This window comes from Pseudomonas karstica (assembly GCF_009707515.1).
GTDB lineage: Bacteria > Pseudomonadota > Gammaproteobacteria > Pseudomonadales > Pseudomonadaceae > Aquipseudomonas > Aquipseudomonas karstica.
The window spans coordinates 1-18,723 of the sequence record NZ_WLYI01000016.1 but is presented as its reverse complement, the minus strand read 5'-3'; the positions used below and the strand labels follow the sequence as shown (position 1 = coordinate 18,723).

Sequence of the window (18,723 nt, the reverse complement as noted above, 5' to 3'; positions counted from 1 at the left end):
TGACCCTGTCAGCTCAAGGGAGTATCAGGTGGCGAAAAGGTAAGCTTCAACGTCCATCCCGGCATCACGCATTTGCGCCAGCTTGTAACGCAAGGTGCGCGGGCTGATGCCCAGGCGCTCGGCGGCCTCTTTGCGGCGGCCGCGCTCGGCGCGCAGGGTGTCGATGATCATTTGGAACTCACGCCGGCGCAGGTCGTCACCCAAGACCCCGGCCGATTCAACGTGAACCCTTTCAACGTCTGCGGTGGCCGCCAGGCTTGGCAACGGCGCACTGGTGCCTCCCATGGGCAGGCAGAAGTCCTGGGGCTGGATCAAGCCGCCCTGTTGCAGAATCAACGCACGCTGGATCGCATTGTCCAATTCCCGCACGTTGCCGGGCCATGGATAACCGATCAGGCAGGCCTGGGCCTCAGCCGACAGTCGCGCCTGGGCGTGCTTCATTTTATTGACGTGCTTGCCCAGCAAGCGCTCGGCCAGGGGAATGATATCCGCCGGGCGCTCACGCAACGGGCGCCAGGCCAAGGGGAAGACCGAGAGCCGATAGAACAGGTCTTCGCGAAAACGCCCCGCCGCCACTTCGCCCGACAGGTCGCGGTTGGTGGTAGCAACCACTCGAATGTCCAACTGGATCGGTTTGCGCGCCCCCACCCGCTCCACTTCACGCTCTTGCAGTACCCGCAGCAATTTGGCTTGCAGGCCCAGGGGCATCTCCGAGATTTCGTCCAGCAGGATTGTGCCGCCATCAGCTTGCTCGAACTTACCGGCCTGGGCCGCAATGGCACCGGTGAACGAGCCTTTTTCATGGCCGAACAAGGTAGCTTCAAGCATGTTGTCGGGGATCGCCGCACAGTTGATCGCAATAAACGGCTGGCTGGCGCGATGGGATTGTTGATGGATATACCGCGCCAGGACTTCCTTGCCGGTGCCGGACTCGCCGGAGATCAATACCGTGGAATCGCTGCGAGCTACGCGGGCAGCCAGTTCCAACAACTGGGCACTGGCCGGCTCAAAGGCAATCGGGCCTTCGCCATCGGCCGCGCCCAGAGTGCCGAAGGCATGCCGGGCGACCAGTTCGATCAGGGCCTTGGGCTCGAACGGCTTGACCAGGTAATCCGCCGCGCCCTGGCGCATGGCATCCACGGCACGCTCAACGGCGCCATGTGCCGTCATCAGCAAGACCGGCAATTGCGGCTGGCGGGCACGCAGCAAGGCGAGTAATTGATGGCCGTCCATGCCCGGCATGTTGACGTCGCTGATGACCAGGCTGAAGGACTCCTCTGCGACCGCCTCGAGGGCTTCCTCGGCGCAACCGACCGCCCGATAGTCATGACCGGCCAACAGCAGCGTGTCCGCCAGGGCTTCGCGCAGGGCGCGGTCGTCTTCAACCAGTAGAACCTTGATCGCCATTGTTTTTACTCCGCGCATGGCGCGCTTGAAAACAGCGGCAGCGTCATCAGCGCACATGTGCCACGACCCAACCGGGAATGCAGTTGCAATTGCCCCTGATGAGCACGGGCGACAGCCTTGACGACGGTCAGCCCGAGGCCGGTGCCGTTGGTCTTGGTGGTAAAAAACGGTTCACCCAGGCGTTGCAGCACTGCCGGCTCGATCCCGCTGCCGCTGTCACTGATACACAGGCGCAGGGTGTCGCCACGGTTATACAGATGCACCTTGAGACGCGCCCCGGGGCCGCTGGCCTGGGTGGCGTTTTCAATCAGGTTGAGCAGCGCACCCACCAGGGTGTCGCGATTGCACAGCAACTCACCCAGGTGGCTATCGCACTGCCAGCGCATCGATACGTCTTGAATATGGGTCGCCGCGGCCGCTTGCAGGGCCTGCATCAATGCTGCTGGTGTGACGCGGTCGGTCAGGGGCAATTCGCCCCGGGCGAATACCAGCATGTCGCGCACTTGATGCTCCAGCTCGTGCAGACGCTCCTTGAGCCGCCCGGCAAAACGCTGATGGGTGGCCGCAGGCAACTGCTCGTCAGTCAAATGACTGGCATAGATCAGCGCAGCGGACAACGGTGTACGAATCTGATGCGCCAGGGAAGCAACCATCCTCCCCAGGGACGACAATCGTTCGTGGCGTGCCAATTGATCCTGCAGGTGACGGGTTTCCGTCAGGTCGTTGAGCAACACCAACTGCCCAGGCTCGGCATCCAGGGAGCGCGTGGCGATGGAGAGCCGGCGGCCGTCCTTGAGCGATACTTCATGGCCATCATCTTCACGTGGCGCAAAGCAACGACTGATGACGTGGCGCCACAGCTCACCCTCCAGGGGCAGCCCCAGCAAATCGCAGGCGGTGGGGTTGGCTTCGCGCACGCGGCCCTGGTCGTCGATGACGATTACGCCACCAGGCAACAGGTCGAGGAGGTTTTGCAGGCGATTGGCCAAGCGCTCTTTCTCAGCCAGTTCTTCCATGCGTTGAGCACTGACCACCGCCAGCTCGCCCTTAAGCTCGGATACCCGGGCTTCCAGCAGGCTGTAGGAATCGGTCAACTGACTGGACATCTGGTTGAACAGCGAAAACGCCTGCTCAAGTCCAAGTCGGCTGATCTGCTCTTTGGTAGGGGCAGGCCCCTGAGTGTCAGGGACCGAAGATAGTTGGGCGGCGTGGGGCATCATGCTCTCTCGCTTGGCTGACCGTCAGTTAAACGGAACGTTGCGAGTGCTATAGCAATACCCGTGCCTAAAAAAAACTTCCTATAAAACAGCCAGTTGAAAAACAGGCGTCAATCATCCGCCTGTTCATCACCGTCACGACGGCTCATGCCGTACTTGCGCATCTTCTCCACCAGCGTGGTACGGCGAATGCGCAGGCGCTCGGCGGCACGGGCTACGATACCGCCGGCGTCGTCCAGGGCCTGCTGGATCAGCTCTTGTTCCAGGTTGCCGAGGTAGTCCTTCAAATCCAGGCCTTCTGGCGGCAGCATGGCGGGGGCGCTGAAGTCCGGGGTATGGCCGTTGATCGCCACCCGCTCTTCCAGGTCAGTGCGCAGGCTGTCCAATTGCTCATCTTCGTCGTCGACGTAGCGGAATTTTTTCGGCAGTTCAACCACGCCGATCACCCCGTACGGGTGCATGATCGCCATGCGCTCCACGAGGTTGGCCAACTCACGGACATTGCCCGGCCAGCCGTGACGACACAGAGACATGATCGCCGCCGAATTGAAACGAATGGAGCCACGCTTTTCGTGCTCCATGCGCGAGATCAGCTCGTTCATCAGCAACGGGATGTCTTCAACCCGCTCGCGCAGGGGCGCCATCTCGATGGGGAATACGTTAAGGCGGTAGTACAGGTCTTCGCGGAAACTGCCGACCTCGATCATGCTTTCGAGGTTCTTGTGAGTCGCAGCAATGATGCGCACGTCGACGCTCTGGGTCTTGTTACTGCCCACGCGCTCAAAGGTGCGCTCTTGCAGGACCCGCAGCAGCTTGACCTGCATCGGCAGTGGCATGTCGCCGATTTCGTCGAGGAACAAGGTGCCGCCGTTGGCCAACTCGAAACGCCCGGCACGGCTGGTGATCGCGCCGGTAAAGGCGCCCTTCTCGTGGCCGAACAGTTCGCTTTCCAGCAGCTCGGCGGGAATCGCCCCGCAGTTGACCGGCACAAAAGGCCCGTCGCGACGCCTGGAGTGATAGTGCAGGTTGCGCGCCACCACCTCCTTGCCGGTGCCGGATTCGCCAAGGATCAACACGCTGGCGTCGGTGTCGGCCACTTGCTGCATCATCTGGCGCACGTGCTGGATGGCGCGGCTGGTGCCGACCAGGCTACGGAACAGGTTGGGCTCACGATGACGTCCGCGCTCGCGGGCCTGGTCGTACATCTCGCGGTAGACCTGGGCACGGTGCAGGGAATCGAGCAATTTGCTGTAGCTGGGAGGCATTTCCAGAGTGGAAAGCACGCGGCGACGCTGGTCTTCCGGAAGGTCCACGGAAGAAATATCGCCCATTAGCAACACTGGAAGGAACTCATCCCAGGTTGACAGTGTCTTTAACAAGCCGAGAATTGCGCCAGGAGCGCTTACCGTCCCGATCAGCACACAAATGACTTCACGGCTCGATGACAACGAGCTGACCGCCTGCTGCCAGTCATGGCTGCCACAGGATAGATTTTCTTCCCCAAGAAAATTCAAGATCACCGCCAAGTCGCGGCGGCGCACGCTATCGTCATCGATCAGCAGGATTTTGGTTTCACGCCACATGCAATAGCAACTTCCCTAGTAAAACTCAAATGCCCTCGAGTCGGGGCAATCTAGAAAACTGTAGGCATTCTCTGCGGTACAGCTATCTGATGTCGGAAAAAAGCACTAGTTAAGTCAAGAAAATGTGCACAGTCAAATTTATGACGCGCTATGTTCGGATTAACTGAGCCAGATCAACCGAACAGATGGTAAACCTTTGACGCATTTTTCGCTTGGTTGATCTGCGACATCTCTTCGAAGATGATTTGACGCTCCCCAGTCGTCACCTTAAGCAACTGCTGGTAAACCGCCAGCAGGCTTTCCAGCTTCTCACGCAAGGCATCCTCATCCACCGGCGCTTCGCTGAGCACCTCATCGATCACGGTGCGGCAGCCCATATCCAGTTCACCGATGGCATCCCAGTTGCGTTCAGCCAACGCGCCGAGCAGGGCTTCGCGGGTTTCGTCAATCCGTTGCAGTGCGTGGCTCATGACGTGTTCCTCAAGGCCTGCGGCCTTATTGTGCTGTGCCTTGTGGCATTGCGATGGCATCCCAACCTTCTTTTACGGTAATCATCAAACGGGCGACTTCGTCGATCAGGCCGGCATCGTTTTGCTGGTTGGCGTCCATCAGCCGGTTTGTCATGTAGACATACAGGCTTTCCAGTTGCTGCACGTAAGCCGGGTTTTCGCTCTTTTCGGCGTCCAGGCCGTCACGCAGGCCGATGATGATATCGCTGGCCTTGCCCAGCATCAGGCCCTTTTGCGCGATGTCGCCGCGCGCTAATGCTCCCTTGGCCTGCGCCATGCGGTCCAACGCGCCTTCCATCAACATCTGCACCAGGCGATGCGGGCTGGCTTCGGAGATCTGGGCATGGGAATTGACCTTCTGGTATTGGCGAAGGGCTCTCATGGGATTCATGTTTCTACCTCGTGACAGGCAACAGCGAAAAGGGTTTCAGTAACCAATATGTCGACAGGGCCATAAAAAACTTTAGACCCCGCCGTCGGTGCTACGAGTTGTTCTTCTGGTTATTCAAGGCATTAAGCGTGCCGAGGATGTTTTCGCTTTGCTGGCGAATTTGCGCCACCAAGGTGTCCATGGCGTTGTATTTGTCGGAGAGGCTTTTGGTCAGTGCCTCCATGCGCTCGTCCAGGCTGGACTGCTGCTTGATCAAGTCATTCAGGCTATCGGACAGCGTGGTCGAACGAGTCGCCAGGATACCGGTGGCAGGCTTGGCGTAGTCTTCAGTGGCGGCTTTCATGCGCGCCAGCATTCCGTCCTTGCCGGCAAACATACTGTTGATATCAGCGGCGTTGGTCGCCACGGCCTTGTCCCATTTTTTGTCATCCATGGTCAGCAGGCCAGTGCTGGAGTCGCTGCCGATACCGAATTGTGCCAGGGACTTGAGCGTGCCTGTGCCGGACAGGGCGTTGAATTCATTACGCAAGGAGCTCTGCAACGAGCGCATCGTCGAGTCATTGGTCAAGGTTGCCGAGGTGAAGGTGCCGTCGGCGTTCTTGGTGACTTTGGTTTCAGCGTTCATCGCGCTCAGCAAGGCGTTGTAGGTATCTACAAAGCCCTTGACCCCGGATTTGAGTGCCGCGTTATTGGTGCTGACAGTAATGAGTGTGGCGTTTTTTTCCGGAGGAACTTCGGTGCTGCCAGTCTTGGCCGTTGAAACAGAGACCAATTTGATGTTTACGCCACTGAGGGCACCTTCGATATTGTTGGTCTTGGAGACCGCAGCGATGCCGTCAATGCTGTACTGGGCGTCCAACGGCTTGTCGACTACGGTCGCGCCAACATCCAGCCCCGAAGTGCCTGACAACGTCAGGTCCGAGCCTGTGCCCATGGTCGTCGACGTGAGGATCAACCGCGACCCGTTGGAGTCGGTCAGGATGTTGGCACTCAGGCCCGAGGTGGAGAACTGGGTGTTGATCGAGTCACGCACCTGTTGCAGGGTCGCGCCCGACGGAACACTGACATCAAAGCTTTTGCCCGATTGACTGATCGTCAGGGTAGTCGGCTTGTCGGTGGTGTTGACCACCGTCGATGTTCCGCCGGAAAAGGTTTTGCTCGACAACTTGGAAGCCTGGGCCAATTGATCGACGATCAAGCGGAAACTGCCGTTGGAAGCGCTATTACTCGCCGTCATGGTGGCGACCTTTTCATCCGAGGATGAGCCGGTCAAGCCAGTGAAACTGGTGTCTGTGGACATCGATTCCAAGGCACCGCGAAAAGCGTCAAGAGCCGCTTGAATCTTGCCGATCGACGACAGCGTAGTGGTCGCTTTCTGCGTCTGGGTATTGATCTGAGTCTGCTTGGGTGCTCTTTCAGCATCCACCAAGGACTTCACGATCGCTTGCGTATCGATATTCGAACCAATACCGCTAACCGTTGAACCCGCCATCATCTATCTCCTAATCGGTGGCTGCCGCTTTCTTGACTAACAACGCCTCAAGCCATGGCAGCAACAAGTTTCATGCCAGCTCAGGCCTTGTCGTCAAACAACACATGGCTTGCGCTGGACAGGCTCTGTGCCAGTTTCAGTGCCGTTTCCGAAGGGATCTGGCGGATCACTTCACCACTGTCAGTGGCAATGACCTTGACCACTACCCGATGGGTCGAGTCGTCAATGGAGAAATCCAGTTTGCGCTGGGCCGCTTGTACGAATTCTCGAATATCCGTCACCGCCTTTTCCAGGTCGGCCCGCTCGGGCTCGCCTGCGGTTGGCGCAACGGCTTCAACGCTCAACTTGTCTTTGTCAGAAACCACTGGTGTCGGGGCGCTTTGAGGTGCGGCCGGTGGATAAAACTGGTTCAGCTTTACACTCATGTCCATGCCCAAGCTCCTCTAAACCGAAAAAACGGAAGGGCACGTAAACGCGCCCTTCCGTCAGTTACCAAGCGCGCTGATTACTGAAGCAGTTTCAGTACAGCGGATGGCAGTTGGTTAGCCTGCGACAGGATCGCGGTGGAGGCCGATTGCAGGGTTTGTTGCTTGGTCAGTTCGGCGGTTTCGGAAGCGAAGTCGACGTCCTGAACGGTGGAACGTGCAGCGGTGGAGTTCTTCTGAATGTTTTGCAGGTTGTCTGCAGTGGTCGTCAGACGGTTCTGGGTAGCACCCAGGCCCGAACGCACGCTGTCGATGGTGCCGATGGCTTTGTCGATAACGGCCAGGGCGTTTTGCGCACTGTTGGCGTCAGTCACTGTGGTGTCGGAGATAGCGGTTTTCTTGGCCGATACAGTAGCCAGACCAAAAAGATCCGTAACACCGGTACCAGTTGCACCGTTGGCCAAGGTGTAGCCTTTGGCGGAATCCAGAGAAACCTGACCAGTCACAACGCTTACAGTACCGTCAACCAGACCGGTAGAATCATCCGCACCAGTGGCAGCAACGGTTTTGTAATCGCCGTTACCGTCTTTGGCGTTGACCGAGATAGCAGCGGCACCTGCACCACCGGTAAACGACAGGTTCTCACCCGAATCGGACTTCACTTCGAGAGTCTTATTCACTTCGTCGTAGTTGACGCTGATACCAAGCTTGGCCGAGTTGGACTTCAACTGGTCCGCCAGGCTAGCGGTATCGGTCACACCGATAAAACTCACAGCAGCGCCTGTGCCCACAGCCAGGGTGAAGTTGGCAGGAGTGGTGCCAGCTGCAGCACCAACACTCAGCTTAACTTGGGTGCTTGCAGTTGCACTCAGGCCACCTACAGCGCCATTGAGCAGAGAAGCTACGTCTTTTGCAGAAGCACCTTCATCGTAAGCGATGGTTTTGGATTGACCGTTACCCGTAACGACCATATCCGCAGCAGCGAGGCCAGTAGTATTAATAGCTACCTGAGCGCTCTTGACCTGCTGCGAACCAATGTTGTTAGCCGAAACGTTTTCCAGGCTCAGGTTGATGGTTTCGTTAGCGTTGGCGCCAACCTGGATAGCTTTAGTACCGTACGAACCGTCCAGCAGCTTCTGGCCACCGAAAGTAGTGGTTTGCGAGATACGGGTCAGTTCTGAAGTCAGGGCCTGGTATTCGTCGTTGTTCGACTTACGGTCGTCGGCGCTCAGGGAGCCAGTAGCCGAGGACAGGGCCAGGGTACGCATTTTTTGCAGGATGTCGGTCGAAGCCTGCATCGCGCCTTCAGCGGTCTGAGCGATGGAGATACCGTCGTTCACGTTCTTTACCGCTTGGCCCAGGCCGTTGATTTGGCTGGTCAGGCGGTTGGCGATCTGCAGGCCGGCAGCGTCGTCTTTAGCGCTGTTGATACGCAGGCCGGAAGACAGGCGCTGCATGGAAGTGGCCAGGGCGCCGCCAGCTTTGTTCAGGTTGCCCTGAGTCGTGATCGAAGCAATGTTGGTGTTTACTGTTAAAGCCATGACGAAATCCTCGTTGGATGGATACTGTGGCTTCCGGCCCTGGCAACCGCCGGGTGTGGCCTGAGAACCTTCGTAATAGTTATCGTCGTGAAAGCAGGTTGCTTGAGGGGTTTTTTGAATTTTTTTACTAGCCCTGTGCCATCCCTTGCAATTCAAGGCGTTACAGCCCAGGAATCCCCACAAAAAAACGCCCATGATCTTTCGATCATGGGCGTTTTTTTGTGCAGCCTATTAAAGCATCACGGCCGATAGAGAATCGCCGAGCCCCAGGACAGGCCCACGCCGAAACCGCTGATGGCTACGCGCTTCCACTCGGCGTCCATCACGTGCTTTTCCAGCAGCAGCGGAATGCTCGAGGACACGGTATTACCGGTTTCGACCATGTCCTTGATGAACTTCTCCACCGGCGCGTCTTCGAAACGCCGGGCCACGGCATCGACAATCGCCGCACTGCCCTGGTGGATGCAGAACGCATCGATCTCATCAGCCTTGAGGTCCGACTCATTGAGCAGCTCATGCAAATGCGCCGGCACCTTGAGCAAAGCGAAGTTGAACACCTGGCGGCCGTTCATGAAGAACACGCCGTCGCTGACCTTCAAATGCGGTGCACCAGAGCCGTCGGTGCCGAACTTGGCCTTGCCCAGCACCCAAGGTGCATCTTCACCCATCCAGGTGGCGGTGGCGGCATCGCCAAAGAGCATGGTGGTGTTGCGGTCTTCCGGGTCGACGATCTTGGAATACGGGTCGGCGGTCACCAACAAGCCGTTTTTCAGGCCGGCGGCTTCCATGAAGCCTTTCATGGCATAAATGCCATAGACGTAGCCGGAGCATCCCAGGGAGATATCGAAGGCTGCCACGTGGGTTGGCAGGCCCAGCTTGTCTTGGACGATAGCTGCAGTGTGGGGCAAACCCTCTTCGTCGCCGTTCTGGGTAACGACGATCAGCGCATCGATAGACTCGCGCTTCAAATCCGGGTTATTGGCGAACAAGGCATTGACGGCCTCGACGCACAGGTCGGAAGTTTCTTGCGCGGCATCCTTGCGCGGCAGAAAGGCCGACCCGATCTTGCCAATGATGAATTCTTCATCCTTGGCGAATTTGGCACCCTGGGCGTAGTTATCAAGCCCGTCTGCCGGCACGTAGCTGGCGATGCTTTTTATGCCAATCATTGTGGCTTCCCAATACTAAATAGCTGGAGAACACCCCTGAAAGCATTCAGGAGTGCTGACAATAAAGGGGATAACCCCGCAAAAAACCCGCCACGTCAACCGCCTGAACACCTTGGCGACGGCTTATCCTTTTCACACGATACAGTGAAGATGCGCTTTATGACTCACAGGTCACTCAATTTTGTGCGCTTTGTGCAAAAACGAACCAAACCCACGCATCAAAAACGCCAACGGCCCAGCCTGTTTCCAGGGTGAGCCGTTGACCTGCATCGGGCGAATAATTACATCTTGTTGAACAGGCTCAGTTGAGAAATCTTCACGAAGGCCAGTTGCGAGGCCTGCAACATGGTTTGCTGCAACGCCAGGTTGATCGCTGCTTCCCCCAGGTCGACGTTGGCCAGATCGCTCATGGTGCTGGTATTGGCTTGGCCGATACTGGTGTTTTCGGCGGTTTGAATCTCCAGCGCATTCATTCGCGCGCCGATGGAACCGCGCACGTTATCCATCTGGGTCCGGGAGTTAGCCAGGTTACTGATGGACGCGTCCAGGGCATCCTTGAGTTTGACCTGTGCCGCCGGGTTGCCGTCTGCCGGCAGTTCCAGGGCCTTGCGCAGCTGGCTCAAGGTGTCCAGCGCGCTCTGGGTCTTCTGGGTGCTGGCGCCCACCGAGAACTGATCGCCTGGTGCCGGATCGGCGCTCAGGTCAAAGGTAACTCCCGCCGCCGTGATGGTTTTAGGTGTAGTCGCATCCGAGACAACGCCGGAAGCAATCGCTTTGCTGTTGGACGTGTAAGGCTGGGCATACACGTTATAGCCCGTGGAGTCGGGGTCGTTGAACTTGATCACCACCCCCGTATTGCCCGGGAAGGTACTGCTGTAGTCCGCCTGGCTGCCGACATGGGCATTGGTCAATTGCGCCGTCGAGGTATTGCTCGGCGTACGCGAGACATTGAAGCTGTCCGGCTTGGCTTCCAGGGTAAACTCGCGCCCCGCAACCAGTGCATCGGCTTCTACACCTGTCGCGACATCCTTGAGATCGGCGCTGATATCAAACTTCACGCCCCGCAAGCTCACGCTGGAGCTGCCTTCCTTGGTGGAGTCAAATGTACCGTTGCCTGGAATCTCGGAGGTGATGTCGTTGCCGTCCTTGTCGGACACGGTGTACTGGGTGCTGCTGGTGAAGGTCAGCTTGTAAGGCTGGCCGTCGGCAAACTTCTTGGTGTAGTCGGTGCCCGAGGTGACCAGCCCGGCAGACAGCGACACCTTGTTGTCATTGACCACCGGATCCGCCGGCGGGACCGTCGGCGGCTGGATCCACGAGGCCTGGGTGCGACCCGAGTTGACCGCACCTTCGAGGATGTTCTTGCCGGTGTCGCCAGCGGCGACGTTCAAGGTGTCGGACACTTGCAGGCTCAGGGGGGTTTCATCGCCCTGGTAGGTGTAAGTGCCGTCGTTGTTACGCGAATACGGCGGGGTCTGGGTCTTGGACCCGGAGAACATATAGTTGCCGGACGAATCCTTGCTGTTGAGCAAGCCGAGCACCTGGTCCTCAATCGCGCCGATCTCGCTGGCAATGGACTTGCGATCGGCATCACTGACCGAACCGCCGGCACGCAGGGCCAACTCACTGGCCCGCTGCATGGCGTCGTTGATCGAGCTGAGCACGCTTTCTTCGTTGGTCAGGGAGCTTTTCAGGCTGGCGATGTTGCCATTGAACTGGCCCAGCATGTCTTTCTGCTGTTGCAGCATCAGCAAGCGCGCCGCCGCGACCGGGTCATCCGCGGCGGTTTGCACACGCACGCCGGAACTCGCCTGGTCCTGGGCCTTCACCACGCTGGAATAGTTGTCCGAATACTTGGCGGAGCTGGTGTCGAAATACTGCTGTGTAGAAATGCGCATCGTCCCAGACTCCCTTAAAGACTATTGATCAGTGTGCTGAAGGTTTCTTGCGCGGCCTTGATGATCTGCGACGACGCGGTGTAGTACTGCTGGAACTTGATCATGTCGCCCGCCTCTTCATCCAGGTTGACCTGGGACACCGAGTTGCTGGCTGCCTTGTTGGCAGCCAGCACCGCACCGGTCGCGGTGGTGTCGGTGTTCGCCGCGGCGGCCTTGGCGCCCACTGAGGACACCAGGCGACTGTTGGCACTCACCAGGCTCACCCCGCCACCGCTGCCATCCGCCAGGCCCACGGTAGCCTTGGTCTGCAGGTTCAGCAGTTCCTGGGCATTGCGGTTATCCGACTTGCCCGAGGCATTGAAAGAAAAGGTGGTGCTGTCACCGTCGGCTGGCGAACCGCCGACAGTGGTCTCGAAACTGAAGCTCTTGGCCGGGTCGAGCAAGGTGCCATTGGCATCGCGCATCGGCACATCGATGCTGATCTTGTTGCCCTGCCCCGGAACAATGGTGCCGTTGCCGATAGAATTACCCTGGGCATCGTTGACGGTATACGACTGCGTGCCGTCGGCTGCGGGCTTGCCGAACACCATCTTCACTGGCATCGAATGCTCGATCCCGGTCCGCAACTGCGCCGTATCTGCACCGCCATGGATATCCAGCGGCACGCTCAGGCTCGGCGGCGTAAAGGTCCCGGTACCCTGGTTCTTGCCGTTTTCACCGAGCAAGGGCGCGGCAAACGCAATTTTGTTGGCGTCCTTGAGCTCGGTGCTGATGTTGCTGGCACCGCTGGCGGTTGGGCTGATCTTGAAGCTGTCACCCTTGGCCATATCCCCCTTGCCATCGAGGGCCAGGGTGAAACCATCAATCACCGGTGCCGGCTTGGTCGGGTCGATCACGAACGCGCCCATGGCCTTGCCATCCGAGCGCATCACGGTGTAGTTCTTGTCGTCGGAAAAGGTGACCTTATAGTCGTAGGTCGACAACTTGCTGCTGTCGGTTATCGTCACATGCAGATTGCCGGCGCTGCTGTTGCCCGCCGCTCCCTGGCTACGCTGGGCAATCGCGGCGGCGCTGTTGATGTCCGAAAACAGCGACGAACCAAACTCTCCGTTCAGGTCCAGGCCCTGGCCCAACTGGCTGTTGACGGTGTCGGCAGTCGCAATGGCAATGCGGCCCAGATCATTGATGGCTGGGATCAGCGCATCACTGCGATAACGCAACAGGCCACCGATACTGCCGCCGGTGAGCACGTTGCCCATGTCCACCGACGTGCTGCCCAGGTTGAGCTGGATGGTGTACAGGCTTGGGTCATCCTTGCTCGGCACAGCGGAAATGCTGTTGGCCTGATCGCCAAGCACCAGGGACTGGCCGGTGCCGGTGCTGACACTGAACACCCCGTTCTTTTCGCTGGTGGTCACACCCACCAGCTCATTGAGCGAGCGCACGGCTTCGTTGCGCGCATCCAGCAGGTTGGCCGGAGCGGTGTTGCTCGAGCCCTGGGCCTGGGTGATCTGTTTGTTCAGGGCGGCAATCGACGTGGTCAATTGGTTGACCTGATCACTCATGGTGCCCAACTGGCTGTTGATGGTTTCTTTCTGCTCGTTCAACTGGCCGGAGATCGAGTTGAAACGGTTGCTCAAGGTCTGGGCGCTGGTCAGCAACACTTGCCGGGCAGACACATCGCTGGGGTTAGCCGCAGCGGTCTGCACAGCAGAGAAGAATGCGCTGAGCACCGAGGACATGCCGGTGGTCTTGTCCGACAGGGTCTTGTCCACAGCACTGATCTGATTGGCGTAGGCCTTGGCGTCGCTGTTGAGCGAAGTGCTGTTCTGGTAAGCCGCGTCTAGGTACTCGTTGTACACCCGGCGCACGTCGGCCAGGGTGGTACCGCTGCCGATGAACACGCCACCGAACTGGTTTGCCGCGTTAGCATTCTGGGTGGTCTGCTGACGCGAGTATCCCGGGGTGTTGGCGTTGGCAATGTTGTTACTCAAGGTCGCCAGCGACCCTTGTGCCGCATTGAGCCCCGACATCCCGATATTGAGCAAACTCATGATTCAGACCTTATAAATGAGTGGAAGCGCCTGCCGCAGCGTAGTTCTGGTAGCTGTTCATCGTTTTGGCTATCTGCGAAATCTTGCTGGCGTAGTTCGGGTCGGTTGCATAACCGGCTTTTTGCAACTCGCGTACAAACTGTTCCGGGTTGTCGGCCGACTTCAGGACTTCTTGATACCGATCATTGCTTTGCAGCAACGTGACCAAGTCATGGAAGCTGTCTCGATAAGAGGCGTAGGAACGGAATTGCGCCGTTTCCTTGACCATTTCACCGTTACGAAACTCACTGGTGATCGCCCGCGCCTGGGCACCCTGCCAACTCTGGCCGGCCTTGATGCCAAACAGGTTGTGACTGCTGGTGCCGTCCTGCTGGCGCATCACCGACTTGCCCCAGCCAGTTTCCAGGGCTGCCTGGGCCACCAGGTACCGTGGGTCGACGCCAATACGCGCGGCGGCCTCTTTAGCCATCGGCAACATGCTGACGACAAATTCATCTTGTGAGCTGAACGCCTTCTTCGCCGGCGCCAATGGCGGCTGGGCCATGGCGCGGCCATAGACCTGCATGTGCCCGCTCGGTACCGCGAAGCTCTGGGCAGCGCCATTAATGACGCGGTCTTCGGCAGCGCTGTTACGCAACGGTGCAGTCTTGACCGTGGTGGCGCTATCGGTGCTTGGCACAATGCCGGCCAACAGGCGATCCGTCAGCTTGCTCGGCAACGCGATGCGCCGCTGATTCATCAGTTCCATGTCGTTGGCATGGGCCGTCGGATCGTTGCTGCGCTCGGTGGTCGCTACACGGTAAGCCCACAATGGACGCTGGCCATTGGAACGACCCAGCGGACCCTCCGGCAAGGTACCCGCCGCGATCGCGGTCGGCACATCGACTTTCTTCACAGGTACGGCCGGCCCCTGCAAAGTGGCATCGGCGGCGGCCACTGGTTTGTCCTTGCTCATCTGGCGCATCAACACATCCGCCAGGCCAATGCCACCGCCCTCGCGGGACAACGACACGGCCAGTTGCTGGTCGTACATTTCCTGATACTGCTTGGCCGCCGGCGTGTTCAACGAGTTGTCCTTGCCCAGGGCTTCAGTGGCCGAGCGCATGGACTTGAGCATCTCGCTGAGAAACAGCGACTCGAATTCCTGCGCCACCTTGCGCATGTTGCTTTCACTGTTCTTGTCGCCGACCTTGAGCTGGTTAAGCCGGTTGAGGTCGGAGTAGGAACCCGAATCCGCCGTGCTGGTCAGGCCACTCTTGCGCATGTCCATGGCCATGGCCTCAAATCACGATCAGGTCGGCTTGCAAGGCGCCGGCCTGTTTCAGGGCTTCAAGGATTGCCATCAAGTCGCCGGGCGCCGCGCCCACCTGGTTCACCGCACGGACGATTTCATCCAGGGTAGTGCCGGGGCCGAACTTGAACATCGGCTTGGTTTCTTGCTGGGCATTGACCCGAGAGCGTGGAACCACCGCCGTCTGGCCATTGGAAAACGGCCCTGGCTGGCTGACGATCGGGTCTTCGGTAATGGTCACGGTCAGGCTGCCATGGGTCACCGCTGCCGGCGACACCTTGACGTTCTGACCGATCACGATGGTACCGGTACGGGAGTTTATGATGACCTTGGCCACTGCCTGGCCCGGATCCACTTCGAGGTTTTCCAGGATCGACAGGTAGTCCACGCGCTGGCTTGGGTCCAACGGCGCGGTCACGCGAACCGAGCCACCGTCGATGGCCTGGGCCACGCCAGGGCCGAGCATGTCGTTGATCTTGTCCACCACACGCTTGGCAGTGGTGAAGTCCGAACGGTTGAGGTTCAGGGTCAGGCTGTTGCCCTGGTTGAAACCGCTGGGCACGGTACGTTCCACCATGGCACCACCGGGAATTCGACCGGCTGACGGGACGTTGACGGTGATCTTCGAACCGTCGCGACCTTCGGCATCAAAACCACCCACCACCAGGTTGCCCTGGGCGATGGCGTAGACATTGCCGTCGATACCCTTGAGCGGGGTCATCAGCAAGGTCCCACCCCGCAGGCTTTTCGAGTTACCGATGGACGACACGGTGATATCCACCACCTGCCCGGGCTTGGAGAACGCTGGCAAGTCGGCACTGATAGACACCGCCGCGACGTTTTTCAATTGCACGTTGCCCGAACCCGGCGGCACCTTGATCCCGAACTGCGAGAGCATGTTGTTGAAGGTCTGCAGGGTGAACGGGGTCTGGGTAGTCTGGTCACCGGTACCGTTAAGCCCCACCACCAGGCCGTAGCCAATCAACTGGTTACTGCGCACCCCGGAAATACTCGCGATGTCTTTCAGGCGCTCGGCTTGGGCGCCTGCGCTCAAGGCCAGCAACACTGCGGCGGCCATCAGCTGTTTGAGGTTCAAAGTGATCACCTAGAAAGGGAACAGCGGGCTAAGGAAGAAACGGTCAAACCAGCCCGGCTGACTGGCGTCGGCAAACGAACCCGTACCCGAATAGGTAATGCGTGCATCGGCAATCCGCGTCGACGGTACGGTGTTGTCGGTAGAGATATCATCGGCGCGGACCATCCCGGCAATGCGCACCAACTCGTCACCGGTGTTGAGGGTCATCCACTTTTCGCCACGCACGGCGATGATGCCGTTGGGCAGCACATCGGCCACAGTCACGGTGATCGAACCGGTCAGGCTGTTACCCTGCCCCGCCGCGCTTTTACCATTGGTGGCGCGGTCGCCGCTGTAGCCGGCGTCCAGGCTCAGGTCACCGCTGCCCAGTGGGTTGTTGGTGCTAAGGCCGCCGCCGAACAGCGAAGTCAAGCCAATGCTGGTCTTGCTGTTCTTGTTGATCTGCGAATTGGCGTTCTTGCTGGCCTGGGTCCGCTCGTTCAAGGTGATGGTGATGATGTCACCGACCCGGAATGCCTTACGGTCGCTGTACAGGTTCTGTTCAAAACCGGCCTGGTAGATCGAGCCATTGTTGGCCGCCGCCGGCAGCGGCGTGCGCGGCAACACTGGCGCGTAATACGGGTCATTGGGTTTCGGCGCCGGGGCGACACAGCCCGCGAGCACGGCGATCCCACTCATTACCAGGACGCAAACATAGCGATTCATGACCCTTACCTCACGGTGTTGCAGGCACTCTCAAGAGCGCCCCATAGACTGGATTACAGATTCTGCGTGACGAACGAAAGCATCTGGTCGGCAGTGGAAATCACCTTGGAGTTCATCTCGTAGGCGCGCTGAGTGGTGATCATGTTGACCATCTCTTCAACGGTGCTGACGTTGGACGTTTCCAGGGTGCTTTGCAGGGTGGTACCAAAACCGTTGAGCCCTGGCGTACCGATCTGCGGCGCGCCACTGGCAGCGGTTTCCAGGAACAGGTTATTACCCATGGCTTGCAGGCCGGCCGGGTTGATGAAGTCAGCGGTTTGCAGGTTGCCGATCACTTGCGAAGCCGGGTTGCCGGCAACGGTGATGGACACGGTACCGTCGTTGCCGACGGTAAAGGTCTTCGCGTCGGCAGGTACCACGACGGCCGGCTCCAGGGCAAAACCGTTGGCGGTGACGATCTGGCCATCGGAGTCCAGGTGAAAGGTACCGTCACGGGTGTAAGACGTAGTGCCGTCCGGTTGCAGGATCTGAAAGAAACCACGGCCGTTGATGGCCATGTCCAGCGGCTGTCCGGTCTGCTGCAGGTTGCCGGCGCTGAAGTTTTTCTGGGTGCCGACAATTGCCACACCGGTACCCAGTTGCAGGCCCGATGGCAGTTCGCTGTCCTGGGTCGAGTTGGCACCTGGTTGACGCTTGATCTGATAGAGCAAGTCCTGGAACTCGGCGCGATCACGCTTGAAACCCGTGGTCGATACGTTCGCCAGGTTGTTGGAAATGGTGGTCAGGTTGGTGTCCTGGGCGGACAGGCCTGTTTTGGCAACCCATAGAGCCGGAAGCATGCTGTTCTCCTTCGTGCGCCTGTTTGTTGGCGCTGCGTTGCGCTGTCTGTTTAATAAGCCAAGTAATGACGCTGAATCAGCTCATCTGCATGACGCGGGTCATGGCCTGGTCGTCTTCTTTGGCGCTGTTCATCATCTTGATATGCAGCTCGAACTGCTTGGACAGGGCCAACACCGCGGTCATTTCCTCAACGGCATTGACGTTGCTCGACTGCAGGAAGCCCGAGACCAGTTTGACCCCAGCGTCAGCCTGAGCCGGCTGGCCATCCTTGGTGTGGATCGCACCGTCCAGGCCTTTGGTCATGTTGGCGAAGTCCGGCCTGACCAGCTTGATCCGGTCCACTTCGGCCATCACCCGTGGGCCTTCACCCATGGCGCGGATGCTGATGGTGCCGTCATCGCCCACTTCAATCTTCTGTTCTGGCGGCACGGCAATCGGGCCACCGTTGCCCATGATCGGCATACCGTTGCCGGCTCGCAGCACGCCGAGGGCATCGACGTTCATGCTGGCGGTGCGCACGTAGGCTTCGCCACCGTCCGGCGACTGCACGGCGATCCAGCCGTCACCGCTGACCGAAACATCGAGGTCGCGACCGGTTTCAATCATCGATCCCGGAGAAAAATCCGTCGCTGGCCGCTCAGTCAGCGCAAACGCCCGCGCCGCAAAGCTGTCACCGAACACCGGCATCGAACGCGCCTGTTCCAGGTCACGCTGAAAACCATTGGTGGAGATGTTCGCCAGATTGTTGGCATGAGCCTTTTGCGCCAGTGCGTTCTGGCTGGCGCCGGTCATTGCCACATAAAGGTACTTGTCCACGCTCATTCCTCTCTCTGACGGACGTTTGCCGCCCACCGCTGTACTGATGAGGCTTAAGCAATTTGCGAACCAACTTTCTTAAACGATAAAAAGTCCATGCAGGGCAATGGCTTGCGCTTAGGCAGAGGGAAACAGGAATGAACACGGAGTCGAAAAAACGGCGGAGTTATGCCGCTTACGGCAAAAGCAGGTCGTGAGGAAGTCAATAAGCTGAGTCGCTGTTTTATGTAGAGGATGGTGACTGTTCAGCGCGAAAAAATCGTCCTTCAAGTAAGCCCAATCTGATTTC

General features: G+C 58.8%; 16 protein-coding genes. All 16 read right to left on the bottom strand.

What is annotated here, in order from left to right:
• Positions 1-24: 24 nt before the first annotated feature.
• The 16 genes from GIR22_RS13035 to GIR22_RS12960 all read right to left on the bottom strand — a co-directional run bounded on the left by GIR22_RS13035 (position 25) and on the right by GIR22_RS12960 (position 18,434).
• The gene (locus tag GIR22_RS13035; RefSeq protein ID WP_154743721.1) at positions 25-1,407 is read right to left on the bottom strand and encodes a sigma-54-dependent transcriptional regulator; all 1,383 of its coding nucleotides are present in this window, start codon (positions 1,405-1,407) and stop codon (positions 25-27) included.
• Positions 1,408-1,412: 5 nt separating this feature from the next.
• On the bottom strand, positions 1,413-2,624 hold the full coding sequence (locus GIR22_RS13030) for a sensor histidine kinase (protein ID WP_154743808.1): 1,212 nt from the start codon (positions 2,622-2,624) through the stop codon (positions 1,413-1,415).
• Positions 2,625-2,734: 110 nt separating this feature from the next.
• A complete protein-coding gene (locus GIR22_RS13025) occupies positions 2,735-4,207 on the bottom strand; it encodes a sigma-54 dependent transcriptional regulator (RefSeq protein ID WP_154743720.1) in 1,473 nt (490 codons plus the stop codon).
• Between the two features lie 173 nt (positions 4,208-4,380).
• The gene (gene fliT / locus GIR22_RS13020) at positions 4,381-4,677 is read right to left on the bottom strand and encodes a flagellar protein FliT (protein ID WP_154743719.1); all 297 of its coding nucleotides are present in this window, start codon (positions 4,675-4,677) and stop codon (positions 4,381-4,383) included.
• Positions 4,678-4,702: 25 nt separating this feature from the next.
• Entirely contained in the window at positions 4,703-5,107 is a 405-nt protein-coding gene (gene fliS, locus GIR22_RS13015; protein ID WP_154743718.1) for a flagellar export chaperone FliS, read from the bottom strand.
• A gap of 91 nt (positions 5,108-5,198) precedes the next feature.
• On the bottom strand, positions 5,199-6,599 hold the full coding sequence (gene fliD / locus GIR22_RS13010) for a flagellar filament capping protein FliD (protein WP_154743717.1): 1,401 nt from the start codon (positions 6,597-6,599) through the stop codon (positions 5,199-5,201).
• A gap of 80 nt (positions 6,600-6,679) precedes the next feature.
• Positions 6,680-7,030 carry a flagellar protein FlaG gene (locus GIR22_RS13005; protein WP_154743716.1) on the bottom strand — a complete coding sequence of 117 codons (351 nt, stop codon included), beginning with the start codon at positions 7,028-7,030 and terminating at the stop codon, positions 6,680-6,682.
• Positions 7,031-7,104: 74 nt separating this feature from the next.
• Complete coding sequence (locus GIR22_RS13000; protein ID WP_154743715.1) at positions 7,105-8,565, bottom strand: flagellin N-terminal helical domain-containing protein; 1,461 nt, start codon at positions 8,563-8,565, stop codon at positions 7,105-7,107.
• A gap of 239 nt (positions 8,566-8,804) precedes the next feature.
• Positions 8,805-9,734, bottom strand: a complete 930-nt coding sequence (locus GIR22_RS12995; protein ID WP_154743714.1) for a ketoacyl-ACP synthase III — start codon at positions 9,732-9,734, stop codon at positions 8,805-8,807.
• 281 nt (positions 9,735-10,015) lie between these two features.
• Complete coding sequence (locus GIR22_RS12990; RefSeq protein WP_154743713.1) at positions 10,016-11,632, bottom strand: flagellar hook-associated protein 3; 1,617 nt, start codon at positions 11,630-11,632, stop codon at positions 10,016-10,018.
• A 14-nt stretch (positions 11,633-11,646) separates the two neighbouring features.
• Entirely contained in the window at positions 11,647-13,686 is a 2,040-nt protein-coding gene (gene flgK, locus GIR22_RS12985) for a flagellar hook-associated protein FlgK (protein ID WP_154743712.1), read from the bottom strand.
• A 10-nt stretch (positions 13,687-13,696) separates the two neighbouring features.
• Positions 13,697-14,962 (bottom strand): flagellar assembly peptidoglycan hydrolase FlgJ, encoded by a 1,266-nt coding sequence (gene flgJ, locus GIR22_RS12980; protein WP_154743711.1) that lies wholly within the window; start codon positions 14,960-14,962, stop codon positions 13,697-13,699.
• 4 nt (positions 14,963-14,966) lie between these two features.
• Positions 14,967-16,055, bottom strand: coding sequence for a flagellar basal body P-ring protein FlgI (locus GIR22_RS12975; RefSeq protein WP_154743807.1), 1,089 nt, complete (start codon positions 16,053-16,055; stop codon positions 14,967-14,969).
• A gap of 27 nt (positions 16,056-16,082) precedes the next feature.
• A complete protein-coding gene (gene flgH, locus GIR22_RS12970) occupies positions 16,083-16,778 on the bottom strand; it encodes a flagellar basal body L-ring protein FlgH (protein ID WP_154743710.1) in 696 nt (231 codons plus the stop codon).
• Between the two features lie 53 nt (positions 16,779-16,831).
• Positions 16,832-17,617 (bottom strand): flagellar basal-body rod protein FlgG, encoded by a 786-nt coding sequence (flgG, locus tag GIR22_RS12965; protein ID WP_154743709.1) that lies wholly within the window; start codon positions 17,615-17,617, stop codon positions 16,832-16,834.
• Positions 17,618-17,693: 76 nt separating this feature from the next.
• Entirely contained in the window at positions 17,694-18,434 is a 741-nt protein-coding gene (locus tag GIR22_RS12960) for a flagellar basal body rod protein FlgF (RefSeq protein ID WP_178122232.1), read from the bottom strand.
• Positions 18,435-18,723 lie beyond the last annotated feature (289 nt).